The 22755-nt window shown below is 69.2% G+C and carries 21 protein-coding genes and 1 rRNA gene; 15 read left to right on the forward strand and 7 right to left on the reverse strand.

The genetic code is table 11. The annotated features are described in order from the left end of the window. A 5S ribosomal RNA gene (gene rrf, locus AB0N89_RS07430) occupies positions 1 to 91 on the forward strand; the annotation flags it as partial. A gap of 325 nt (positions 92 to 416) precedes the next feature. On the opposite strand, the gene cobF is transcribed toward rrf, so the two are convergent. Then, positions 417 to 1193: a precorrin-6A synthase (deacetylating) gene (cobF, locus tag AB0N89_RS07435; RefSeq protein WP_364201191.1), complete on the reverse strand. Its 777-nt coding sequence runs from the start codon at positions 1191 to 1193 to the stop codon at positions 417 to 419. A gap of 96 nt (positions 1194 to 1289) precedes the next feature. On the opposite strand from cobF, the gene AB0N89_RS07440 reads away from it, so the two are divergent. From AB0N89_RS07440 to AB0N89_RS07450, 3 genes are read left to right on the forward strand one after another with little or no spacing between them, the layout of a single operon-like run. Beyond that, complete coding sequence (locus tag AB0N89_RS07440; protein ID WP_093933112.1) at positions 1290 to 1496, forward strand: cation transporter; 207 nt, start codon at positions 1290 to 1292, stop codon at positions 1494 to 1496. After that, positions 1493 to 1666: a hypothetical protein gene (locus tag AB0N89_RS07445; protein ID WP_364201193.1), complete on the forward strand. Its 174-nt coding sequence runs from the start codon at positions 1493 to 1495 to the stop codon at positions 1664 to 1666. Before AB0N89_RS07440 ends, AB0N89_RS07445 begins: the two co-directional genes overlap by 4 nt. Positions 1667 to 1707: 41 nt before the next feature. Next, positions 1708 to 3867, forward strand: coding sequence for a heavy metal translocating P-type ATPase (locus AB0N89_RS07450; RefSeq protein WP_364201577.1), 2160 nt, complete (start codon positions 1708 to 1710; stop codon positions 3865 to 3867). On the opposite strand, the gene AB0N89_RS07455 is transcribed toward AB0N89_RS07450, so the two are convergent. Continuing rightward, complete coding sequence (locus tag AB0N89_RS07455) at positions 3868 to 4149, reverse strand: metal-sensitive transcriptional regulator (RefSeq protein ID WP_009081418.1); 282 nt, start codon at positions 4147 to 4149, stop codon at positions 3868 to 3870. A 168-nt stretch (positions 4150 to 4317) separates the two neighbouring features. On the opposite strand from AB0N89_RS07455, the gene AB0N89_RS07460 reads away from it, so the two are divergent. Further along, positions 4318 to 4680, forward strand: a complete 363-nt coding sequence (locus AB0N89_RS07460; RefSeq protein ID WP_364201195.1) for a YciI family protein — start codon at positions 4318 to 4320, stop codon at positions 4678 to 4680. Here AB0N89_RS07460 and AB0N89_RS07465 read toward each other — a convergent pair. Beyond that, entirely contained in the window at positions 4677 to 5333 is a 657-nt protein-coding gene (locus AB0N89_RS07465) for a M protein (RefSeq protein WP_364201197.1), read from the reverse strand. The two genes, AB0N89_RS07460 and AB0N89_RS07465, sit on opposite strands and share 4 nt — an antisense overlap. Positions 5334 to 5527: 194 nt before the next feature. Here AB0N89_RS07465 and AB0N89_RS07470 point away from each other — a divergent pair, with 194 nt between their 5' ends. Continuing rightward, positions 5528 to 6262 carry a maleylpyruvate isomerase family mycothiol-dependent enzyme gene (locus AB0N89_RS07470; RefSeq protein ID WP_364201199.1) on the forward strand — a complete coding sequence of 245 codons (735 nt, stop codon included), beginning with the start codon at positions 5528 to 5530 and terminating at the stop codon, positions 6260 to 6262. Here AB0N89_RS07470 and AB0N89_RS07475 read toward each other — a convergent pair whose 3' ends face one another. From AB0N89_RS07475 to AB0N89_RS07490, 4 genes are all read right to left on the reverse strand, one after another. Beyond that, a complete protein-coding gene (locus AB0N89_RS07475; protein ID WP_364201202.1) occupies positions 6263 to 7597 on the reverse strand; it encodes a copper resistance protein CopC in 1335 nt (444 codons plus the stop codon). Next, complete coding sequence (locus AB0N89_RS07480) at positions 7594 to 8172, reverse strand: hypothetical protein (protein ID WP_364201205.1); 579 nt, start codon at positions 8170 to 8172, stop codon at positions 7594 to 7596. Before AB0N89_RS07480 ends, AB0N89_RS07475 begins: the two co-directional genes overlap by 4 nt. Before the next feature lie 115 nt (positions 8173 to 8287). Then, the gene (locus tag AB0N89_RS07485; protein WP_364201208.1) at positions 8288 to 8971 is read right to left on the reverse strand and encodes a winged helix-turn-helix transcriptional regulator; all 684 of its coding nucleotides are present in this window, start codon (positions 8969 to 8971) and stop codon (positions 8288 to 8290) included. 41 nt (positions 8972 to 9012) lie between these two features. After that, positions 9013 to 9852, reverse strand: coding sequence for an AfsR/SARP family transcriptional regulator (locus AB0N89_RS07490; protein ID WP_364201211.1), 840 nt, complete (start codon positions 9850 to 9852; stop codon positions 9013 to 9015). A gap of 224 nt (positions 9853 to 10076) precedes the next feature. Between AB0N89_RS07490 and AB0N89_RS07495 the strand changes: the two genes are divergently transcribed. The 9 genes from AB0N89_RS07495 to AB0N89_RS07535 all read left to right on the forward strand — a co-directional run bounded on the left by AB0N89_RS07495 (position 10077) and on the right by AB0N89_RS07535 (position 22753). After that, positions 10077 to 12353 (forward strand): TOMM precursor leader peptide-binding protein, encoded by a 2277-nt coding sequence (locus AB0N89_RS07495; protein WP_364201214.1) that lies wholly within the window; start codon positions 10077 to 10079, stop codon positions 12351 to 12353. A gap of 42 nt (positions 12354 to 12395) precedes the next feature. Next, positions 12396 to 13841: a SagB family peptide dehydrogenase gene (locus AB0N89_RS07500; protein ID WP_364201580.1), complete on the forward strand. Its 1446-nt coding sequence runs from the start codon at positions 12396 to 12398 to the stop codon at positions 13839 to 13841. A gap of 376 nt (positions 13842 to 14217) precedes the next feature. Continuing rightward, on the forward strand, positions 14218 to 15120 hold the full coding sequence (locus tag AB0N89_RS07505; RefSeq protein WP_364201217.1) for an AraC family transcriptional regulator: 903 nt from the start codon (positions 14218 to 14220) through the stop codon (positions 15118 to 15120). A 141-nt stretch (positions 15121 to 15261) separates the two neighbouring features. Then, positions 15262 to 16239 carry a DUF1702 family protein gene (locus tag AB0N89_RS07510; RefSeq protein WP_364201220.1) on the forward strand — a complete coding sequence of 326 codons (978 nt, stop codon included), beginning with the start codon at positions 15262 to 15264 and terminating at the stop codon, positions 16237 to 16239. Beyond that, a complete protein-coding gene (locus tag AB0N89_RS07515; RefSeq protein WP_364201223.1) occupies positions 16236 to 18200 on the forward strand; it encodes a CRTAC1 family protein in 1965 nt (654 codons plus the stop codon). Before AB0N89_RS07510 ends, AB0N89_RS07515 begins: the two co-directional genes overlap by 4 nt. A 5-nt stretch (positions 18201 to 18205) precedes the next feature. Then, the gene (locus tag AB0N89_RS07520; protein WP_364201226.1) at positions 18206 to 19192 is read left to right on the forward strand and encodes an enediyne biosynthesis protein; all 987 of its coding nucleotides are present in this window, start codon (positions 18206 to 18208) and stop codon (positions 19190 to 19192) included. Beyond that, the gene (locus tag AB0N89_RS07525; protein ID WP_364201228.1) at positions 19189 to 20541 is read left to right on the forward strand and encodes a cytochrome P450; all 1353 of its coding nucleotides are present in this window, start codon (positions 19189 to 19191) and stop codon (positions 20539 to 20541) included. The genes AB0N89_RS07520 and AB0N89_RS07525 overlap by 4 nt, the downstream gene beginning before the upstream one ends. 5 nt (positions 20542 to 20546) lie before the next feature. Continuing rightward, positions 20547 to 21104, forward strand: a complete 558-nt coding sequence (locus tag AB0N89_RS07530) for a DUF5987 family protein (RefSeq protein ID WP_364201231.1) — start codon at positions 20547 to 20549, stop codon at positions 21102 to 21104. After that, positions 21101 to 22753, forward strand: a complete 1653-nt coding sequence (locus AB0N89_RS07535) for a GMC family oxidoreductase (protein WP_364201234.1) — start codon at positions 21101 to 21103, stop codon at positions 22751 to 22753. Before AB0N89_RS07530 ends, AB0N89_RS07535 begins: the two co-directional genes overlap by 4 nt. Positions 22754 to 22755 lie beyond the last annotated feature (2 nt).

The following is a 22755-nucleotide window of genomic DNA, read 5'->3' on the forward strand; positions in this document are numbered from 1 at the left end:
GCCCGGTCCCATTCCGAACCCGGAAGCTAAGCCTGACAGCGCCGATGGTACTGCAACCGAAGGGTTGTGGGAGAGTAGGACACCGCCGGACTAACATTGATAAAGGTCTGGGACCTGGTCGAGAACCCGCAAGGTTCTCCCAGGTCCCAGACCCTTTTTCTTCATTCAAGGAACTCAACACACACCCCAACCTGCGTGACACGCGTGACCAGAGACGGAACACACGTGATCAGACGGACGGCACGTGTGATCAGACGGACGACACGGCCCCGGATGCCGGTGCCGTCGTGTCGTCCGTCTGATCACACGAGACGTCCCGGTAAGCACAGGTGCCGTCCGACCGGACACGCGAGATCCGCCCCCAAACACGCCAGTGACGGCCCCCGACACGCGAAACACGGGGCTGGGCACGTGGGTTACGGGTTCGGGCGGGAGAGGGCGGGGCGCCGCAGGTGGTAGATGTCCATGATCCAGCCCTTGCGTGACCGCGCCGAAGCGCGAACGTCCTGGATCTCCTCGGCGAGAGCGGCGGTCAGGGGGCCGGAGCGCAGGAGCTCGTCGGGCGTCCCGAGGTACGCGCCCCAGTAGATCTCCAGTCCCGTGTCCACGAACCGTGAGAACGTGCACTGCGCGTCCAGCATCACGAACACGTCGTCGACGTCCGCGGGCCAGCCGGCCTCGAGACGGCGGCCGGTCGTGACGAGCACCGGGCGGCCGATCTGGTTCATCGTGGTCCGGTGCCGTGACGTCAGCGCGGCCACGCTGCTGATCCCGGGGATGACGTCGTACTCGAATTCGACGTTCCCCCGGGCGAGCACGGCGTCCAGCAAGGTCAGGGTCGAGTCGTAGAGCGCCGGGTCTCCCCACACCAGGAACGCGCCCCGCTCATCGGGACCCAGGGACGCGATCATGCTCTCGTAGACGTCGGTGCGGAGCCGGTGCCAGTCGGCGACGGCCTTCCGGTAGTCGTCAGGAGTACGGTCGCGTTCGGGGTCCGGTGCCCGCACGACGCGGTAGCCGGGCCGCTCGACGAACCGGTCGAGGATCTCCTGGCGCAGCCCCACCAGATCCTGCTTCTCCGACCCCTTGTCGAGCACGAAGAACACGTCGGTCTCGTTCAGCCGCCGGACGGCCTGGACGGTCAGGTGTCCCGGGTCGCCGGCGCCGATGCCGATGGCGGAGATCTTCCTCATTTCCGCAGTGTGCCCGCACCCTCCGTGCACACCCCTACCCCCATGGGGTATAAAAGAAGTGATCGCTTCGTTTGTCCTGTAGAGGAGTTCGTACCGATGGCCGAAACCACCTACACCGTCAAGGGCATGTCCTGCGGGCACTGCGCCTCCTCCGTCACCGAGGAGGTCGGCGGCATCGCGGGCGTCAGCGCCGTGAACGTGGACGTCGCCAGCGGCAAGGTAACCGTCACCAGCGACACCGCGCTCGATGTCCAGATCGTGGACGCGGCCGTCACCGAGGCCGGTTACCAGCTCGTCTCGTGAGCACCGCCGTCAAGGTGTCGGCGTTCGCCGCGGCCCTGGTCGCGGTGTTCGTCGTCGCCTGGGCGATCGGGTCCGCCGTCGGACCGCTGGACGAGGCGCCGCCTCCTCCGCCGGCGCCGACCAGCGGGCATGAAGGGCATCACGAGGGACACACGGGAGGCACGCCGTGAACGTCGGGACGTCCCAGCGCGTCGAACTGGCCATCGGCGGGATGACCTGCGCGTCGTGTGCCTCGCGCGTCGAACGCAAGCTGAACAAGGTCGACGGCGTCTCCGCCACGGTCAATTACGCCACCGAGAAGGCGCAGGTCGACTTCCCCGCCGCGGTCTCGGTCGGCGACCTCGTCGGTGTCGTCGAGTCCGCGGGCTACACGGCCCAGCCGCCGACGCCCGACAAAGACGAAGACCAGGCGGGCTCGCTCCGGACGCGTCTCCTGGTCTCGGCCGTGCTCGCCGTGCCGGTGATCGTGCTGGCGATGGTCCCGGCCTGGCAGTTCACCTACTGGCAGTGGGTCTCACTGGCCTTGGCCGCGCCCGTCGTCACCTGGGGCGCGTGGCCGTTCCACCGCCCGGCCTGGACCAACCTCCGCCACGGCGCCGCGACCATGGACACCCTGATCTCCCTCGGCGTCCTCGCCGCGACGCTCTGGTCGCTGTACGCGCTGCTGTTCGGCACCGCCGGGGTCCCCGGGATGCGGCACGGCTTCGCGATGACCATGGAGCGCGGCACCGGCGCGGGCAACCTCTACCTCGAGGTCGCCGCCGGGGTGACCACGTTCCTCCTCGCGGGCCGCTACTTCGAGGCCCGCTCCAAGCGTCGCTCCGGAGCCGCTCTGCGAGCGTTGCTCGAACTCGGCGCGAAAGACGTCGCCCTGCTCAAGGACGGCGTCGAGAGCCGCGTCCCGATCGGCCTGCTGAAGGTCGGCGACGAGTTCGTCGTGCGGCCGGGGGAGAAGATCGCCACCGACGGTGTCGTGACCGACGGCGGATCCGCGGTCGACCTGAGCATGCTGACGGGGGAAGCCGTCCCGGTCGAGGTGACCACCGGGGACACCGTCGTCGGCGGGACTGTCGCTGCCGGCGGCAGGCTCGTCGTCCGCGCCACCCGGATCGGCGCCGACACCCAGCTCGCGCAGATGGCGCGGCTGGTCGAGGACGCGCAGAACGGCAAGGCACGCGTCCAGCGGCTCGCCGACCGGGTGTCGGCCGTGTTCGTCCCCGTCGTGATCGCGCTCGCGGTCGGCACGCTCGGCTTCTGGCTCGGTGCGGGCAGCGGCGCGGACGCCGCCTTCACCGCCGCCGTCGCGGTCCTGATCATCGCCTGCCCGTGCGCGCTCGGCCTGGCCACACCGACCGCGCTGCTGGTCGGCACCGGCCGCGGCGCGCAGCTGGGCATCCTCATCAAGGGCCCCGAAGTCCTCGAATCCACTCGCGAGGTCGACACCGTCGTCCTGGACAAGACCGGCACGGTGACCGCCGGGACGATGAGCCTCACCGATCTTCACGGCGAGGACGAGACCGAGGTGCTCCGGCTCGCCGCGGCCGTCGAGCACGCCTCGGAACACCCGATCGCCCGCGCGATCGTCACGGCCGCCGAGGATCGGCTGGGTGCACTGCCGCCGGTCGGCGGGTTCCGCAACGTCGAGGGCCTGGGCGTCGCCGGCGAGGTCGAAGGCAAGCAGGTCTTGGCCGGGCGACCCGCCCTCCTCGACCGGTACGGCATCACTGTCGGCGACACGTTCGCCCAGGTCAAGGCCGAAGCCGAGGAACGCGGCGCGACCGCCGTCGTCGTCGCCTGGGACGGTGAGACGCGAGGTGTGGTCGTCGTCGCCGACACGGTCAAGCCGACGTCGGCCCAGGCCGTCGCCGAACTGAAGGCCCTTGGGCTCCGGCCGGTCCTGCTGACCGGCGACAACACCGGTTCCGCGCGAGCGGTCGCCGCCGAGGTCGGGATCGACGAGGTCGTCGCGGAGGTGCTGCCCGCCGACAAGGTCGACGTCGTCAAGCGGCTGCAGGCCGAAGGCCGCGTGGTCGCCATGGTCGGCGACGGCGTCAACGACGCGGCCGCGCTCGCGCAGGCCGACCTCGGCCTCTCGATGGGCACGGGAACCGACGCCGCGATCGAGGCCGGTGACCTGACGCTGGTGCGCGGCGACCTGCGCGCGGCCGTGGACGCCATCCGGCTCTCGCGCCGCACGCTCGGCACGATCAAGGGCAACCTGTTCTGGGCGTTCGCCTACAACGTCGCCGCGCTGCCGCTGGCCGCGCTCGGCCTGCTCAACCCCATGATCGCCGGGGCCGCGATGGCGTTCTCGTCGGTCTTCGTCGTCACCAACAGCCTGCGGCTGCGCAGGTTCCGGGGGTTCGCCTGATCAGGAGCGGACCAGCCGGGCGATGGCGTCGGACGCCTCCCGGACCTTGAGGTCGGCCTCTTCACCGCCCGCGGCGGCGGCCTGGACCACGCAGGTGGCGAGGTGCTCGTCCAGCAGTTCGAGGGAGAACGACTGGAGCGCCTTGGTGGCCGCGGACACCTGGGTCAGGATGTCGATGCAGTACTTGTCCTCTTCGACCATCCGCTGCAATCCGCGGATCTGCCCCTCGATCCGGCGCAGGCGCTTGAGGTAGGCCTCCCGCTCGCTGCCGTAGCCCGTCATCCCGCACCCGCTCTCTCGTCGTTCCCTGCCGCTGTCCACTATACCCTCCCCACGTATCCGCCCCCGGCGGGTGAAAATCGTGGGTGCCAGGATGTCGAGGACGATCCGGCGGCTCCGACTCCTGCGTGAGTGGCCGGGCACCGGCCGGACGACCAGGAGGAACACCCGATGAAGTACATGATCATGATCACGATGAACCCGACCGCCTGGGACGCCCTCCCCGAGGAGGAGCGCAACGAGGTGGTCGCCCGCATCGACCCTTTCATGAAGCAGCTCACCGAGAGCGGCGAGCTGCTGGGGACACAGGCGCTGGGGGAGCCGAAGGAGAGCACGGTGGTCCGGGTGCGTGACGGCGTGCCGGTGGTCACCGACGGCCCGTTCGCGGAGTCGAAGGAGTACCTGGCGGGCTTCTACCTGGTGGAATGCGACAGCAAGGAGCGCGCGATCGAGATCGCGGGCCAGGTCCCGGACGCGCACATCAACGCGATGGAGATCCGGCCCGTGGTCTTTTCTTCAGGAGACGACGCTTAGGTGGCGGCCGCTTCGGTGCCGGCGCGGGCCCCTGGCCTGCTCCGGCGCTGAACGGGCACTTCCGGTTCCGCGGTGATCGTCAAAACGGTTCCGGCCTTGGCGAGCAGTTCGCGGCAGCCGACCAGCTGTTTCAGCACGTCGTCGCGCAGGCCGAGGGCCACATCGGCCTTCTGTCGCGCTTCGGCGACCAGGCGCTCGCCCTTTTCTGCGGCGTCTTCGAGCAGTTTCCGCGCCTTCGCCTGCGACGCTTCGTCCCGGGCGGCGAGCGCGCGCATCGCCTCCGCGCGGCGCAGCGTCATGGCGCGCTCGAAGTCTTCGGCGACCTTCTTCCGCTCCGCCTCGGCCTTGGCGGCCTCCTCGGCGGCACGCGCGGTGATGTCGGCGGCTTCTTCGCGGGTGAGTTCGAGCATCCGGCGCGACCGCTCCTGTAGCGCGTCCGGCGCGATCGGCACGCGGCTGATCCGATCGACGCTGTCCTTCAGTTCGCGGTTTTCCTCTTGCGCCGCCGTGAGCCTGGCGGCGAGCGCCTCCCCGCGCCGGATCGCCTCGTCGCGTTCGGCGGCGACGCGTCGCAGCTCGGTTTCCACCTCGCGAACGAATTCCCGGACCTGAGCGCGGTTGAAACCACGCCACGCCAGATCGAAGCCGGGCATCTCCATTGGTCACCTCCACAGTGGGCGATCCGTCACCGGTGCGACATTTGCTGGGAGGACAGAGTCCTTGCCACACGGGGCTTTCCCCGACCAGTGTGCCCGAAGCCGTGAGGACACGCGTCACGGGTGGGTGATCTTGCGCTGAACGGTCGGGCGCAATCGGGAAGAAGTGGCATCCCGCCCACGGTGGGAGAATGGACGACCATCGTTTCACCCTTTATGGAGGTGGCCGCGTGACGAGCAGCCGAATTCGGGTCCCTGGCTGGAATACGGCGACGGCGGCCGCAGGATATCGGCAGGTCAGAGAGAACTTCGCGATCTTGATCGCCGATCATCCGGGCGCGGGGGAACGGGTCGTCCCGGCCTGTCCACAGTGGACCGTCCGGGATCTGCTCGCGCATCTGACCGAAATCTGCGACCGGGTCATCACCCGCTTCGGCGGCGAGGCCTGCCCGATCCCGGAGACGGCTTCGACCGCCGAACTGCTGCGGCTGTGGGCCGAGCGCGGACCCGAGGCCGACGCGCTGCTCGCCGCCGACGGCGAGGGCGAGAGCCGCGGCGACATCATGGTGATGGACGCCTTCACCCACGAACTCGATCTCCGGTACGCGCTCGGCGCCCCGCCGCCCGAGGCGCACGCGGCCTGGCTGCGGGGTTTCGAAGTGCTCGTCGGCGGTCTCGGCTCCTCGCTGGGGAAGCACGGACTGCCCGGGATGCGGATCGAGATCGAGGGCGCGACCTGGATCGCCGGCACCGAACCGGTCGCCGCGGTGCTCTCGGGCGCGCCGGTGGACGTCTACCGGTCGCTCGCCGGGCGCCGGAGCCCGGCCCAGATCGCCGCCATGGACTGGCTGGGCGATCCCGAGCCGTGGCTCCGGGCCTTCACCTGGGGGCCGTTCGCCCCGCCGGAGAAGGGGACCGAACGCTGATCAGACTGTCGGGGACATCGAGGACAACGCCGCGGCCAGCGCGAGCACCACGGCCACGATCAAGACCTCGACCCCGACGCTGACCCGCAGTTTCCGCAGGTCGGCGGTCACGACGCCGGTGCCGCCGCGGCCGGAGATCCCGCGGCGCACCGCGTTCCGGCTCATGTTCGCGACCAGCAGCAACGCGGCGAACCCGGTCAGCTTCAGCAGGAAGACGACGCCATAGGCCGACGTCCAGAGCGCCTCCACCGACGGCACGAGCCGGAAGCCCAGATAGGCGCCGCTGACCACCATGACCACGATCGACGTGGTCGCGATCGGATGGAACCGCGCCAGCGCCGGCTCGGCCTCCTCCGCCGAGTACCGGCCGCGCAGGAGCACGGCCAGCTGGATCAGCCCGCCCACCCAGACGGCCATCGCGCCGAAGTGCGCGAGGTCGGCGCTGACCGAGAGGAACATGATCTTGTCGGCCACCGCGTGCCCGGTCGCGGAGAAGCTCAGCATCACCACGAACCCGGCCGCGATGCCGAGGTTCTCGTACCGGGACCGCAGCCGGTCCGGCAGATCGCCCGCCAGCAGCCGTCGTACGAGGAAGGCGAGCGCGACGATCGCGGCCAGGCGCAGGAGCAGGAGCTTCCCGTACGCCACCCGCAGGGTCGCCTCGATCAGCGCCTGGTCGAAGAGCGAGCCCGCGCCGCGGCCCGCGACGTACGGGCCTTGCAGCAGGAACCCGGCCACGGCCGTGACGCCGGAGAGCCACAGACCCGCGGTGAGCAGCTTCCGCGCCGCCGGGTCGGTCCGGCCGCCCGGACGGCAGACCAGCAGGAACACCAGCCCGCCGAGCAGCGCGACGCCGAGGAACGAGCCCCAGCGGAAGGTGGTGAACAACGCGTCGGTCACCGGATCGGTGCCGGTGGAGGCGGACACCGCGCCCGCCGAGGTGATCAGCGGACCGGTGCCGATGACGAACGCGAGCGTGCCGCGCACCGGATGCGAGTCGGCCGAGACGAAGGCGTACTCGACGAGGTAACTGCCGTCGGGGAGATCGGGTTCGAGTTTGACCGCGACCTGTTCGGCGATGTCACCGGGCTGGAACACCGGGCCCGACACGACGTCGGTGCCCTGCTGATCGACGACCTTGATCGAGTTCGGCTGGATGCCGATGTTCTCCGACAGGGTGATCGAGATCTGCGCGGGCGCCGAGGTGAGCCGGGCGCCGTCGGCGGGGTTCGAGGAGAGGAGTTCGACGTGGGCCGAGGCCGGGGCCGCGACGAGCACCGCGACCCCCAGCCAGGCGGCCACCAGGGCCAGGAGCGCGAAGACCCTCCTGGTCACGATGCGGCGGTGGCCAGCTCACGCCGGCTTTCGGGCGAACACGTGCAGCCGGTCAGCTCCCGTTCGGCGGCGGGCGCCTTCCGGTGCACGATCATCGCGATGATCATCGGGATGGTGACGATGGTGTTGTAGAACAGGTGCAGCTCGACGCGCGGGATGAACAGCTGGATGATGCTGCTCGGCGCGGTGCCGCCGCCGAGCCGCCAGCCGCTCTGCGCCTGGATCAGCAGGAGCAGATGCTCGATGTGGTGCCAGAACTGCAGGCCCAGGGCCAGGTTCCACCACTGCCGCGAGCGGCCGGCGAAGCCTTTGCGCAGGGCGAACAGGAAGACCAGCATGACGATGGCGTAGCCGTAGTGCAGCCATTCGGAGCTGATCAGCTTGGGGAACGGGATGCCCAGCACGCCGCGGGCGTCCGCGGTCTTCCAGCCGAGGGCGTAGATCTGGAACGCCTGCACGAGGTGTTCCGCCCAGTGGGCCACGACGACCACCGCGAAGGTGAGGAGCGCCGCGCGGTGGTATTTCCCGTTGAGCGAAGCGAGCAGGCCGGGACGGTGGGGATCGAGTGCGGCCATGAAAGGGCTCCTTGGGCGAAAGACCGGCCGATGGTGGATGTCGAAGATAACTCGCGAAACGACCGTTTCCGTTACTCCGGATTGCTGATCCGACCTGCGTATTACGCCGGATGGCTCAGCGGACGACGATCCCCTGGGACGCCTTGGGCGCGGCGGGGATGTGGAACAGCTCGGTGAACAGCGCCAGATACTCGAAGGCGCCTTCGACGCGGACCTTGCCGGTCCGCAGGGCCTCGTCGGCGGTGAGCTCCCCGCTCAGCAGGTCCTTGATGTACGGGCCGAGCGGTTCGATGATCGCGTCGGCGCCGGGGTGCGCGCCGTCGGCGACCTTGAGCGCGCCGTCCTCGACGATCGCGTGCAGGACCATCCCGCCCGGGTAGTGCAGTTCGTAGGTGGCCTGGACGCCCTTGGCCTTCTCGCTCTGGAAGGTCGTGTACAGCGAGAGGATCGCCGCGTCGAGGGTGAAGACGTCCTCGGGGGCCGGGCGGCCGAGCGATCGCGCGCCCCAGAGGCCGAGGTCCAGCACGATCTGGTCGAGTTCGCTGCCGTACTCGGTGAGTTCGTAGACGACCGCGGCGTCGAGCTGGGGGAGCAGGCGGCGGCGGAGCACACCGGACTGTTCGAGTTCGTTGAGCCGCGCGGACAGCGTGCTCGCCGGGATCTTGGGCAGGCCGGCCTGGAGTTCGGTGAACCGCTTCGGGCCGAGGACGAGGTCACGGACGATCAGCAGCGACCAGCGTTCGCCGATGATCTCCAGCGCGCGGGCCAGGCCGCAGAACTGCCCATAGGTACGACTCATCCGCCGATCCTCGCTTTCGTTCGCCGTGACTGCGATGGGTTTCACGCGGGTTCGCCCTCGGAAAGCAGGTCGTGGTGCAGGACCTGCAGTTCGTCACAGGGTTCGACGCCCAGTTCATTGTTGAGCCTCGACCGCACCTGGCGGTAGGTCGCGAGCGCGTCGGATCGGCGGCCGCTGCGGCCGAGGACGCGGATCAGCTGGCCGTGCAGGGCCTCGTCCAGCGGGTTCGCGGTGACCAGGGACCGCAGTTCGCCGATCAGCTCGTGCCGCATCCCGGCCGCGATGTCCGCCTCGATCCGCAGGTGCAGGGTGCTGCGCCGCTGTTCGACGAGGTCGACCGCGTACGCCGACAGCACGGGTCCGCAGTGGACGTTCGCCAGCGGCGGCCCGGACCACAGGTCGAGCGCGGCCCGGAAGGCCTTCGCCGCCTCGGCGTGCTCGCCCTGGAGCTGCAACTCGCGGCCCTGCTTCTGGAGCGTCTGGAACTCGAAGACGTCCACCTGCTCCGGCTGGATCCGGAACACGTACCCCGGCGGTTTCGTCGCCAGCATGGTCTCGCCGTACGGGGCGAGGTCGTTCTCGTCGATGCAGCGGCGCAGCTGGTAGACGTAGGTGTGCATCGTGGTGCGGACGCTGCGCGGCGGCTCGTTGGCCCACAGCTCCTGGACGATCGTGTCGATGTGCACGATCTTCCCGGGGCTCATCACCAGCATGGCGAGCACCTGCAGCAGCTTCGGCGTCGTCGGCGCGTAGTCGATCCCGTCCCGCACGAGTTCGAGCGGGCCGAGGAGGGTGAAGCGGAGGGGACTTGCGGACGGGGCCGGAATCGGGTTGGGTGCCGAGCCGTGCCGCGTGTCCGCTACTCGTGATCCGGGGTACATCGCAAGCGCCCTCCAGCTCGATACGCGTCGTGACTGATTTCCCAGTGCGTCGACAGTGACAGAGCGGCGGTGCGCCGGGCCAGTGAGCCGTCCACCAGGTCCCGCGTGCGTGCGTCCCGGAAAAACGTGGGTTTTTCATGTCCGACCCGTGAATCGCGCACTGGCCGGTACCCGGCCCCGCGAAGCAGGATTCGGGGGACCGCACCGACCTACTGGGGGTTCCCATGCGCGAGGCAGTGTCGAACGGGTCCGGCTCGATCAGCGGCGGTCTGGGATTCAAACGGCATCTGCGAGCGGAGATCAGCGAGGGCAACGGCGCCTACCTGTTCTCGGAACAGGGTGTCATCGCGATGCGCGGCGCGCAGGTCGCGTCGGTCGCGGCCCTGCTCGACGGCACCCGTGACCTCGACGGACTCCTGTCCGCTTGCCCCGAGGGGATGAGCGCGGAGCAGGTCACCGGCGTCCTGGCGAAGCTCGTCGAAGCGGGTCTGGTCACCGTTCGTGTCCCGGACGAGCTCAGCGGCGACGAACGCGCGCTCGCGTACTGGGACGCGTGCGGGCTCGACGCGTCCGCCGTGGCCTGCCGTCAGAAGCCGGCGACGGCGAGCCTGACCGCGATCGGCCGCGGCGTCGACACCTCGCAGGTGGAGAACGCGCTGGTCGCGAGCGGTATCGAAGTGGTCGAGACCGCCTCCGAACTGGCCATCGTGCTGTGTGACGACTACCTCGACCCGAGGCTGGCCGAGATCGACGCCGAGCACCGGCGCACCGGGCGGCCGTGGCTGCTGGCCAGGCCGTCGGGTTCGCAGGTGTGGATCGGCCCGATCATGCAGCCCGGCCGGTCCGGCTGCTGGCACTGCCTGACCAACCGGCTGTGGGGGCACCGGCACGCGGAGGCCTGCGTGCAGGAGGTCCTCGGACACGACGGCCCGGCCTCGTTCCCGATGCCCGCCGTGCCGCCGCTGACCGCGGCCGCCTCCCACCTGATCTCCCTCGAAGCGTCCAAATGGCTGGCGGGCCACCGCTATCCGGGGCAGCAGGCCGTATGGATCCTGGACACCCTCGACCTTCAGGGACGGCTGCACGAACTGCGGCGGCGCCCGCAGTGCCCGGAATGCGGTGACGAAGGGATCGTCGCCGCGCGGACGGCCGAACCGGTCGTGCTGCACGAGGCCAAGAAGGCGACGTCGGGCGGGGGCGGCCACCGGACGCTCACCCCGGTCGAGGTGCTCGACCGCTTCGGCCACCTGGTCAGCCCGGTCACCGGCATCGTCAAGGAGATCGCCCGCGACCCGAGGGCGCCGGCGTTCGTGAACGCCTACCGCTCCGGGCTGAACGTCGCGCGCCGGGTGCGCGGCGAGGCCGGCCTGCAGGCCGGGCTGCGCGGGGACAACGGCGGCAAGGGCGCGAGCCCGATCGACGCCGAGGTCGGCGCGCTGTGCGAGGCGATCGAACGGTTCTCGGCCAACTACCAGGGTGACGAACTGCGGATCCGCGACACCTTCAAGGCCCTCGGCACGGACGCCGTCCACCCGAACTCGTGCATGCTCTTCGACGAGCGCCAGTACGAGACCCGCGACGAGTGGAACGCCAAGCACGCGATCTTCCAGCACGTCCCCGACCGGTTCGACGAAGAGGCAGCCGTCGACTGGACGCCGCTGTGGTCGCTGTCGCAGCAGCGCCGGAAGCTGATGCCGACGGCGTACCTCTACTACGGGGTGCCGCCGGAGTGCGGGATCACCGGCATGCGCGCGGACTCCAACGGCTGCGCGGCCGGAAGCAGCATCGAGGACGCCGTCCTGCAGGGCCTGCTCGAACTCGTCGAACGCGACGCCGTCGCGATGTGGTGGTACAACCGGCTCGGGGTGCCCGGCGTCGACATCGCGTCGTTCGACGACCCGTGGGCCGAGGAGATGGTCGGCCAGTACGCGCGGGCGGGCCGGGAGCTGTGGGTCCTCGACCTGACCGCGGATCTCGGTGTCCCGGTGATGGTCGCGCTGTCCAGGAGTATCGCCGGGCCGCGCGAGAACGTCATGATGGGATTCGGCGCCCACCTGGATCCCAGGACGGCGCTGCGGAGGGCGGTCAGCGAGCTCAACCAGATGATCCCGGCGGTGCTCGCGAACGATGTCGAACTCGACGATCCCGACGCGGCGCAGTGGCTCCGGCACGCCACGGTCGCCAACCAGCCGTATCTGCTGCCGGCGCCCGGACGCTCGGCGAAACGGGCCGCGGACTTCAAGTTCGTCCGGCGGCCCGACGTACGGGACGACGTGGAGTGCTTGGTACGCAAGCTTTCCGCGTTGGGAATGGAGACGCTCGTGCTGGATCAGACCAGGCCCGACATCGATCTTCCGGTGGTCAGGGTGGTCGTTCCGGGGCTGCGCCCGTTCTGGAGCCGCTTCGCCCCCGGGCGGCTGTTCGACGTGCCCGTGCGCCTGGGCAGGCTCCCCGAACCCACCCCGTACGACCGGCTGAACCCCTTCCCCATGTTCTTGTAGATCCGGCTGGAGCGACAATTGAGGACAGATCCCCCCGGCGGTGTGGCCGAGACGATCCCCTTGTGGTCGCTCACCGACGACAGTCTCGTCGAAATCGGTGAGGACGGGTCACTGGTGGTCGTCACGCGCTGGGGGGAGTACGACTTCGATCGTGCGGAACCGCTGGTCCGGGAATCGTTGCGGCGGATGGCGCTGGGGCCGGTGTCGCTGGCAAACGTGACGTCTTCGTGGGAGCCGGTCGAGCGGGAGCCGGACCTCGAAGGCGAGCTGAGCTGGACCGCCGAGGGAGCCGACGCGCTGCGGCAGGCGCTCAAGGAACTCGGCGGCTCCGTGGTGCACTCACTCGGTCTCGCCGACGGCAGGGGGCCTTTGCTGTCGGTGATCCCGGTGGCGCTCGCGCCGGTGTTCGCCCCGGTCGAGATCCCCGCCTCGCGGCCGATCCGGTTGTCCCGCTTCAGTTCCCTGCGATCCGACGCGTACGGGATGGGCCTGGAGTCGCCGTCCGCGCGCTACCGGGTCGTGCTCTACCAACCGTGGGCCGTGCACGTCGCGGCGACACTGGCGACGGCGAAATCCGTCGGGGAAATCGTGGCCACGACGGGGATCGGGCCCGCCGTGGTCGGCGCGATCGTGTCCTATCTGGTCGCCGCGGGTGTCGTCCAGGTCGCCGGTGAGCACGGCCGGTTCGCCGAGGACGACGACCCCGAACTGAGCCTGTGGTCCCCGGACGAACTGCTGTTCCACACCACGAGCCGGACCTGGCGGCCCGGCGGCCCGGCCGATCTGCCGGGACTCGGGAAGCCGCCGGTGGTCAAGGCCTCCACCGGTGAGGGACCGGTCTATTCGCTGTACCGGCCGGACCTGACCGAGCGCGCGGCGACCGATCCGACGCTGACGGCGTTGCTGGAGAACGACCACACCTGCCCCGAGTTCACCGAGGGTGTGCTGTCCGCCGAGCAGATCGGCGAGTTCCTGTTCCGCGGCGCGCGGATCCGGTCGATCGGGCCCGCGCACTTCCCTAATGGACCGGCGCACAGTGCGTCGCAGCGGCCGTACTTCAGCGTCGCCTGCCTGTACGAGCTTGAGCTGTACGTCTCGATCAACCGCTGCTCGGGGCTGGATCGCGGGATCTACCACTACGATCCGCTCGAACACCGGCTCAGCCTGGTCAACGACGACGTGTCCGATCTGGACGCGATGCTCGACATGGCGATGATCGGCGGCGGCAACCACCGGCGCCCCTCGGCGCTGATCACGGTGACCACGCGGATGCCGCGGATGGCGTCGGTGCTCGGTGGCGGCGCGTACGCCACGACTCTGGCGCACGTCGGCGCCCTGCAGCAGACGCTCTACCTCGTCGCCCGCGCCATGGGGCTGGCCGCGCACGCCGTCCCGGTCGACGCCGGGGACCGCGTGGACCGCGCGCTGAAGCTCGAATGGCCCGCCGAGGTCGGCGTCGGCGAATGCGTGCTCGACCTGCCCGCGTGACGCGCAGGCGGGAGTCACGCGAGTTCCGGGTTCGGTCACCTGGTCGCGCTCGGTGTGGCCCGGCATCGAGGCGAGCGGGCGTGTCGCGAAAGCCACTTTCGGGACACTGGACGTCGCGAAAGTGGCTTTCGCGACATGCGTTCGTCCGCGACCTCGGCCGAGGTATGTCGACCGAAGGTAGTGAAGGGGGCTTCACGGACTTTCGCGGTCGGGTCGCCGGGGGTGTACGCGGCCTCGCGCCGACCGTTCGCCGATCGCGCAGGGCCGAGTAGTACCAGCGCACACCCCATCTCGATCGCGTGTCGAGTGCTCCGAAACCGCCGGCGCGTTTGCTGGCGTGCAGAGGAAAAGCGACAGCGAATCCGAGGTTGGTCTGATGCAGCTACGAACAGTCGCCACGGCGGCGAACGAGAAAGGCCTCATCGAATCCGGTCGGCTCCCCGAGCCGGCGTCCCCCCTGCAACCGGCGGTGCTGCAGGCCATCTCATCGATGCACGCGAGGTACTTCGACCCGATCACCTTGGGCGACCTGGCATCGGAAGTCTTCGTCAGCCCGTTCCACTTCTCGCGGATCTTCACCAAGGCGACCGGCGTGACGCCCGGCCGCTATCTCACCGCGATCCGGCTCTTCGAGGCGAAACGGCTGCTGCTGACGACGTCGCTGACGGTGTCGGACATCGTGTGCAGCGTCGGCTACAGCAGTGTCGGCACGTTCACCAGCCGCTTCACCCGTGCGGTCGGGATGACCCCGACCCAGTATCGCGACCCCGAGGTCGGTGAGCTGCTCGTCGCGCTGGCGCCGCACTTCCAGCGCCTGCCGACCCTGGAAGCCTTGCACAGCGCCGGAATGGGCTGCGCGACGATGCGCAGCGGCACCGGCACGATCAGCGTGCGCGTCGAAACGCCGCGCGGGGCGGGCCCGGCGAGCGTCCTCATCGGACTGTTCGCCGAGTCGATCCCGCAGTGCGGCCCGGTCGCGTTCGGCGGCAGGGCGAACGTCCTGTCGGCGGACATCGAGATCCAGAACGTCCCCGAGGGCCGGTGGACCGTCATCGCGGTCGCCGAGCACGCCGCCGGGACCGCGGCCTCCTCCTTCTCCGTGGGCACCTTGCCCGGCCGCGTCGACATCACCCGGTACGGCCGGGTCCACCTGCGGATGCCGATGCGCACCCCGCGGCCGACGGACGCGCCGATGGCGATCACCCTCGCCGGCGGCCCGACCTCCACCGGCAACCGGATGACCATGCCCGCCCCCGACTACCTCCGCGCGGCGGCCTAACCGCGGTTATTCCCGCGTTCTCCCGGTGCCGCAAACCGGGAGAACCGCGGGCGCAACCGTGGAGTAGCTGGCCTGTCGCCACGCATGTGAGCCTTTAACCAGTCCGCAGAATTCGAATCCACCCGTTAGGGGGAGAGTGTGTTGGGCAATGGTTGGCGCACGTTCAGGCGTCGCATGATCACCCCGGACGTCTCCGAGACGTCGCTGGACAAGCGCGGTTTCCACAAGAAGAGCCCGGCCGCTCAAGAATTGCTGGAGACCGTCGGAGAGAAATTCCTGCTCGGTTACGCTCACGCGGTCGAAGCGCGTTCCGTCGACCAAGCCGAAGAATGGCTCGAACGCATTCCGGTGAAATACCGCGGTTTCGCCTACGAAGGCGCGGGAATGGGTTACGGAATGCTGGACGGACTTCCCGGCGGAGGTCGTGGGCACATCGCGGACTTCCTCGCCGGTCCCGGTGAGAAACACGACTACATCATCTACGTCGGCGTCGGCTGGGCGATGGCGCGGCTGCCGCGCTTCCGCTGGCCGTCCGCCGAGGACTTCGACCCGTTGCTGCGCTGGCTGGTGCTCGACGGGTACGGGTTCCACCAGGCGTACTTCAAGACGGCGAAGTACGTCGACGGCCAGTTCCAGGACCCGGACTTCGCCTGGCCGCCCGGGAACAACGGGTATTCGCTGCGGGCGATCGACCAGGGCATCGGCCGGGCACTGTGGTTCATCTGCGGCACCGACGTCGATCTCGTCGCCGACACCGTCGCGCGATTCCCCGAGCACCGCCACGGAGACCTCTACGCCGGGATCGGGCTCGCCTCGACCTACGCGTGCGGTGTCACCTCCGACGAGCTGCTGAAGCTGGCCGAGTTCGCCGGTGAGCACCGGGGAAACCTGGCCCAGGGCAGCGCTTTCGCCGCCGAAGCCCGCGTCCGTGCCGGGCTGCTGATCCCCGAGACGGAGGTCGCCACGAAGGCGATCTGCGGGCTGCCGGCCGAGCGCGCCGCGGCCATCACCCAGGAAGTTCGCCCCGCCGTGGTCGTCGACGGCGAGCTCCCGCATTTCGAAACCTGGCGACAGCGCATCGCCGCCGAGGTACTCACTTCTGGAGGTGCAGGTAAATGACCGCGACCTTGGGCTGGCTCCGCAAGCAGCTTGCGGGCATCGTGGCGCTGTTGCTGATGGCGGGACTGTTCGTGGTGGCGCAGCTGCCCACGGTCTCGACCGCCGAGGCGGACACCATGGCCTCGAAGTACGCGTTCGAACCCCTGACGATCGCCCTGCCGGAAGCGGCGAAGAGCCAGTCGATCCGCACGGTGAACAAGGAGTACGAGCACATCCGTGCCTGGATCTCCTCGGTCGGCGCCGCGATCGCGGTCAACGACCTCGACGGCGACAAGCTCGCGAACGACCTGTGCTTCGTGGACCCGCGCAGCGACCAGGTGGTCGTCACCCCGACCCCGGGCAAGGGCGGTGACCGGTACAAGCCGTTCGCGCTCGACGCGTCGCCGCTGCCGATGGGCAAGTACATCGCGCCCATGGGCTGCGTGCCGGGTGACTTCAACGAGGACGGCCGGGTCGACCTGCTGGCCTACTACTGGGGCCGCACCCCGATCCTGTTCCTCTCGAAGCCGGGCGCGACCAAGCTGGAGCCGTCGGCCTACGAGCCGGTGGAACTGGTGCCGGGCAACAACTCCAAGAACGGCGAATACGCCGGTCCACTGTGGAACACCAACGCCGCGACGGTCGGTGACTTCGACGGCGACGGCCACCAGGACATCTTCATCGGCAACTACTTCCCCGACAGCGCGGTGCTCGACGACCGGGTCGAGGGCGGGGTCGAGATGAACAAGTCGATGTCGCACGCCGACAACGCCGGTGGCAAGTACATCTTCCGGTTCACCGGCGCCACCCAGGGCGCGAAGCCGACGGCCACGTTCGTCTGCGACGACCAGGCCATCCCGGCCGACGCCCGAGGCGGCTGGTCGCTGGCGGCCAGCGCCACCGACGTCGACGGCGACAACCTGCCGGAGCTCTACATCGGCAACGACTTCGGTCACGACCGCCTGCTGTACAACAAGTCCCGCCCCGGCAAGGTCGAGTTCGCCGAGGTGAAGGGGATCCGCGGACCCAACGAGCCGAAGTCGAAGGTGCTCGGCAACGACTCCTTCAAGGGCATGGGCGTCGACTTCGCCGACCTCGACCACGACGGTCTCTACGACCTGTACGTCAGCAACATCACGACGTCCTGGGGTATCGAGGAAAGCCACTTCCAGTTCATGAACACCGCCAAGGACACCGCGGATCTGCGCGGCCGTCTGCAGGGCGGCGAGGCGCCGTGGGTGGACCGCAGCGCACAGGCCGGCACCGCGTGGTCCGGCTGGGGCTGGGACGTCAAGATCGCCGACTACAACAACAGCGGCGAATCGGTGATCACCCAGGCGACCGGCTTCGTCAAGGGCGACGTCAACCGCTGGCCGCAGCTGCAGGAACTGGCGACGTCCAACGACGAACTGCTGAAGCACCCCACGTTCTGGCCGAACATGCGGGCCGGTGACGACGTCGGTGGTGACCACACCCTGCACTTCTGGGCCAAGAGCGCCGATGGCCGCTACACCGACCTGGCCCCGCGCCTCGGTCTCGCGGTCCCGGTGCCCACCCGCGGCATCGCCACCGGTGACGCCGACGGTGACGGCAAGCTCGACTTCGCCGTGGCCCGCCAGTGGGAGCAGCCGATCTTCTACCACAACGTCAGCCCCGACTCCGGTTCGTACCTGAACCTGAAGCTGGTGCAGGACAAGGCGTCGTCCGAGGGGCCGCTCCCGGCCGCGGGCACCGCCGCGATCGGCGCGCAGGTCACCGTCATCACCCCCGACGGCAAGAAGTACATGGACCGCGTCGACGGCGGCAGCGGCCACTCCGGCAAGCGAAGCCACGAGGTCCAGATCGGACTCGGCAAGGTCACCGGGCCGGTGAAGGTGTGCCTGCAGTGGCGTGACCTGACCGGGCAGATCCGCATGCAGGAAGTCCAGCTGAACCCGGGCAGCCACACGTTCCAGCTCGGCGCTCAGGCTAAGGAGAAGTGACCGTCATGGCTGAGCAGACACTAGCGGCACCGAAGAGCAACAAGACGATCACGGCCCTGCGCCGGTTCGCGATCTCGATCACCATCTTCAACATCATCGGCTACACCGTGCTCGGTTTCGAGCAGCCGTACACCTATCCGTTCATCGCGCTGGCGACGGCGTACACCACGGAAATCCTGCTGGAGATCATCGGGGCCCGCGTCCAGGGCCGTCCGGTTCGCTTCCGCGGCAACGGTTTCAAGGGACTGGTGGAGTTCCTCTTCCCGGCGCACATCACCGGTCTCGCGCTCAACATGCTGACCTACGTCAACGACCAGGTGCTGGTCATGATGTTCGGCGTCGTGGTCGCCGTCGGCGCCAAGTGGGTCCTCCAGGCCCCGGTGCGGGGACGGCTCCGCCACTACATGAACCCGTCGAACTTCGGCATCACGATCATCCTGCTGGTGTTCCCGTGGGCGAGCATCGCGCCGCCCTACCACTTCACCGAGCAGGTCGACTCGTGGGTCGGCTGGCTGATCGTCGGCATCATCATGATCTCGGGCACCGTGCTCAACGCGATGCTGACCCAGCGGATGTGGCTGATCGGCGCCTGGCTGATCACGTTCGCGCTGCAGGCGATCATCCGTGGTCTGGTGTTCGACACCGCGATCCCGGGCGCGCTCGGGATGATGACCGGGGTGGCGTTCGTGCTCTACACGAACTACATGGTCACCGACCCGGGCACGACCCCGTCGAAGCCCGCGTCGCAGGTCTTGTTCGGTTCGGGCGTGGCACTGGCGTACGGGTTCTTCATGATCGTCCACGTCGCCTATGGCCTGTTCCTGGCGACCGCCCTGGTCTGCCTCATCCGCGGGATGTTCCTGTGGGGCCTGCACTTCTCCAAGAAGGCCACGGAGAAGTGGGAGGCCGAGCAGGCGAAGTCGGCCGAGGTCACGACCCTGCCGAAGCCGGCCGAGAAGCCGGAGACGGAAACCGGGGCCGTGGCGGCATGACCCAGAGTGCGGAATCAACCCGGGGGGCGCGTCTCGCGCCCCCCGGGCCGCCGCGCCGAGCGACCTTCGGTCTGCTGAAGAAGCTTTTCACCGACCGGCTGGCGCTCATGTCGGATTCGGCGGAGGCGCACGGGGACGTCGTCCGGATCGCGATCGGTCCCAAGACGATGTACCTGGTGAACCACCCCGAGCTGGCGAAACACGTGCTCGCGGACAACGCGGCCAACTACCACAAGGGAATCGGCCTCCAGGAGGCCAGGCGGGCGCTCGGCGACGGGCTGCTCACCAGCGACGGCGACGTCTGGAAGAAGCAGCGCCGGACCATCCAGCCGGTGTTCCAGCCCAAGCGGATCGCGCGGCAGGCCTCGGTCGTCGCGAACGAGGTCGAAGGTCTCGTGAAACGCTTGCGGGACACCGAGGGACCGGTGGAGATCCTGCACGAGATGACCGGGCTGACCCTCGGTGTGCTCGGCAAGACCCTGCTCGACGCGGACCTCGGCGGGTTCACCTCGCTGGGGCATTCGTTCGAAGCCGTGCAGGACCAGGCGATGTTCGAAGCGGTGACCCTGAGCATGGTCCCGGAGTGGGCGCCGCTGAAGAAGCAGCGGCGGTTCCGGGAGTCGCGGGACGACCTCCGCCGCATCGCCGAAGAGCTCGTCGAGCAGCGGCTGGCGAACCCGGTGGAGAACGGCGAGGACGTGCTGTCGCGTCTCATCGCGACCGACGGGACCCGCGAGCAGATGCGGGACGAGCTGATCACCCTGCTGCTGGCCGGGCACGAGACGACGGCGAGCACCCTGGGCTGGGCGTTCCACCTGCTCGACGAACATCCCGAGGTCGCGGCGAAACTGCGGGCCGAGGCCGACGCGGTGCTGGGCGACCAGTTGCCGACGCACGACGACCTGCACCGGCTGCCGTACACGTCGAGGGTCGTCGAAGAGGTCATGCGGCTGTATCCGCCGGTGTGGCTGCTGCCGCGGGTGGCGCAGGCCGACGACGAGATCGGCGGCTACCACATCCCCGCCGGCTCCGACGTCGTCGTCGTGCCCTACACGCTGCACCGGCATCCGGCGTTCTGGCCGGAGCCGGAGAAATTCGACCCGGACCGGTTCGATCCGGACCGGCCGAGCGGGCGGCCCCGGTACGCCTACATCCCGTTCGGCGCCGGGCCGCGGTTCTGCATCGGCAACAGCCTCGGCGTGATGGAGGCCGTTTTCGTGCTGACGATGGTCCTGCGGGATCTCGAAATCAGGAAGCTCCCGGGGTACGACGTGGTCCCCGAGGCGATGTTGTCGCTGCGGGTCCGCGGCGGGCTGCCGATGACCGTGCACACCAGGAACAGGAGGTAGGTTCCGTGGATTCGGACGAACAGGTCAAGGTGTCCACTTTGGAGGCCTACGCGGACACGATCGTGCCGGGGGAGAAGCGATTCCCCGGCGACCACGCGATCGCCGGCGCCTCGGAGGGACCGGGCGCGGTCGTCGCGGGCGCGCTCGAACTGCTGCACACCGAGGCGACCGGGGTGACCGTCGGGCTGCCGTATCTGGCGCAGTCCCTCAACGATCACGCGAAGGTCTACGCCAAGGAACACGACCTCACACTGGACGAGTCGCTGCCGTCGTTCGTCGCACTGTCCTTCGCGGACAGGACGGCGCTCGTGCGGTCGCTGACCGCGCCGGGGCATCCGGAGAAGGACGGCTGGGTCAGCCTCGCCTTGTTCTGCAACATGTCCTTCGACAGCGCGGCGCACAAGCACACCGCCGAAGCCATCGCCGAAGGCCACCCCGGCCTGCTGGCTATGGGCTACACCGCGCCGGACGAGGACGGCCTCTGGCGGTTCCCGAAGTTCTCCTACCGCCGCGAAGTGGCGCGACTCCACCCCGACACCACGCCTTCCGGGAGCCCCGCATGACTGCCTACGACAAGACCGACGTCGTCATCGTCGGCAGCGGTTTCGGCGGCTCGATCCCCGCCTACCACCTGGCGGCGGGCGGCGCCAAGGTCACCGTGCTGGAACGCGGGCCGTGGCTGGAGGCGAAGGAGTTCGAGCACGACTACCTGCTCGGCTCGTCCTACACCAGGGCGTTCGACTTCGTCGTCGGCGACGGGATGAGCGTGCTGGGCGGGAACTGCGTCGGCGGCGGCAGCGTGGTGTACTTCGCCGCGATGCCGCGCGCGCCGAAGTTCGTCTTCGAGCGTCACGGCAGCATCGGCCGCCGTATGTGGCCTTCGGCGATCACCCGGGACTCGCTGGAACCTTGGTACGACCGGGTTTCCGATTCGCTCCCGGTGTCCAAACAGGACTGGAACGACGTCTCGTACGCGGGCGGGCTGTGGGGGGCGTTCTGCAACCACTCCGGCCGGACCGCCAACCCGGCGCCGGTCGCGGTGGACAACGACCGGTGCGTGAACTGCAACTTCATGATGGCGGGCTGCCGGTTCGACGCGAAACGCTCGCTGCTGACCAACTACCTGCCCGCCGCGCTCGCGCACGGCGCGCGGATCCGCCCGCTGCACGAGGTCCAGCGGATCGAGCGCATCGACGACGGCGACTACCGCGTGCACTTCAACACCGTCGACGACTCCGACTACCGCGTGCAGACCGGCAGCGGGACGATCGACGCGAAGATCGTCATCATCGCCGCCGGCGCCGGGGCGACCCCGGTGATCCTTCAGCGTTCGGAATCGGCGCTCGGCGAGATGCCGCACGCCGTCGGCCGGTACTTCTCGGGCAACGGTGAGCGGCTCAACACCGCGATCATCAACGAGGAGCGGGTCCGCGAGGTGCTCGGGCTGTCCCGTGAGGACGGCAAGGTCTACGAGGCCAACCACATCGGCAAGGGCCCGACCGTGGCGAACTGGGACAAGCTCGACGGATCGCTGCCGGAGTACGAGCGGTACTCCCTGGAGCAGCTGTACTTCCCGCCCGGGCTCGGCACCATTCTCGCGCAGGTGCCCGACGGTGACGAACCGCGCTGGTTCGGGGCGCAGAAGAAGGAGATCCTGAAGCAGTGGGCCTCCTGGCTGACCATCTTCCTGATGACCGAGGACGACAACGAAGGCGTCTTCGGCACGCCGCCGCCCACCGGCAACGCCTACCGCATCTCACAGCAGATGCTCGGCCGCGGCCCGCTGAAGTACGACCCGACGCCGAACACCCTGCACGGCTGGTCGCTGGCCGACGCGGAATGCAAGGAGATCCTGGAGAAGGACGGCCTGGCGAAGGTGGCGCCGTGGACCAACGACGTCGTCGGCGCGTACACCGTGCACCCGCTGGCTTCCTGCCGGATCGGTGACGACCCGGAGACCTCGGCGCTGCACCCGAACCACGAGCTCCGCAACCACCCCGGGATCTTCGTGACCGACAGCGCCTCCGTGCCGGGCGCGCTGACGGTGAATCCGGCGATGACGATCGCCGCGCTGGCCGAACGGTCGGTGCCGGGGATCGTGCGGGCGCTCCAGGCGCGCGGCGTCGACGTCTCCTACGGCGCTCCGGCCCCGGACGGGTCCATCACCGGGCGGCGGGCGGTCAGCAAGCTGTCGCTGGTGGCCGGGAGCTGATC

This window comes from Amycolatopsis sp. NPDC089917 (assembly GCF_040684635.1).
Classification (GTDB): Bacteria; Actinomycetota; Actinomycetes; order Mycobacteriales; family Pseudonocardiaceae; genus Amycolatopsis.

Bases quoted from the DNA above. Each gene is read 5' to 3' on its own strand.
- AB0N89_RS07520 (WP_364201226.1), top strand. From the start codon at position 18,206: ATGGCTGAGCAGACACTAGCGGCACCGAAGAGCAACAAGACGATCACG.
- AB0N89_RS07465 (WP_364201197.1), bottom strand. From the start codon at position 5,333: ATGCCCGGCTTCGATCTGGCGTGGCGTGGTTTCAACCGCGCTCAGGTC.
- AB0N89_RS07460 (WP_364201195.1), top strand. From the start codon at position 4,318: ATGAAGTACATGATCATGATCACGATGAACCCGACCGCCTGGGACGCC.
- AB0N89_RS07495 (WP_364201214.1), top strand. From the start codon at position 10,077: ATGCGCGAGGCAGTGTCGAACGGGTCCGGCTCGATCAGCGGCGGTCTG.
- AB0N89_RS07515 (WP_364201223.1), top strand. From the start codon at position 16,236: ATGACCGCGACCTTGGGCTGGCTCCGCAAGCAGCTTGCGGGCATCGTG.
- AB0N89_RS07525 (WP_364201228.1), top strand. From the start codon at position 19,189: ATGACCCAGAGTGCGGAATCAACCCGGGGGGCGCGTCTCGCGCCCCCC.
- AB0N89_RS07490 (WP_364201211.1), bottom strand. From the start codon at position 9,852: ATGTACCCCGGATCACGAGTAGCGGACACGCGGCACGGCTCGGCACCC.
- AB0N89_RS07480 (WP_364201205.1), bottom strand. From the start codon at position 8,172: ATGGCCGCACTCGATCCCCACCGTCCCGGCCTGCTCGCTTCGCTCAAC.
- AB0N89_RS07505 (WP_364201217.1), top strand. From the start codon at position 14,218: ATGCAGCTACGAACAGTCGCCACGGCGGCGAACGAGAAAGGCCTCATC.
- AB0N89_RS07450 (WP_364201577.1), top strand. From the start codon at position 1,708: ATGACCTGCGCGTCGTGTGCCTCGCGCGTCGAACGCAAGCTGAACAAG.
- AB0N89_RS07535 (WP_364201234.1), top strand. From the start codon at position 21,101: ATGACTGCCTACGACAAGACCGACGTCGTCATCGTCGGCAGCGGTTTC.
- AB0N89_RS07470 (WP_364201199.1), top strand. From the start codon at position 5,528: ATGGACGACCATCGTTTCACCCTTTATGGAGGTGGCCGCGTGACGAGC.
- AB0N89_RS07440 (WP_093933112.1), top strand. From the start codon at position 1,290: ATGGCCGAAACCACCTACACCGTCAAGGGCATGTCCTGCGGGCACTGC.
- cobF (WP_364201191.1), bottom strand. From the start codon at position 1,193: ATGAGGAAGATCTCCGCCATCGGCATCGGCGCCGGCGACCCGGGACAC.
- AB0N89_RS07485 (WP_364201208.1), bottom strand. From the start codon at position 8,971: ATGAGTCGTACCTATGGGCAGTTCTGCGGCCTGGCCCGCGCGCTGGAG.
- AB0N89_RS07455 (WP_009081418.1), bottom strand. From the start codon at position 4,149: ATGACGGGCTACGGCAGCGAGCGGGAGGCCTACCTCAAGCGCCTGCGC.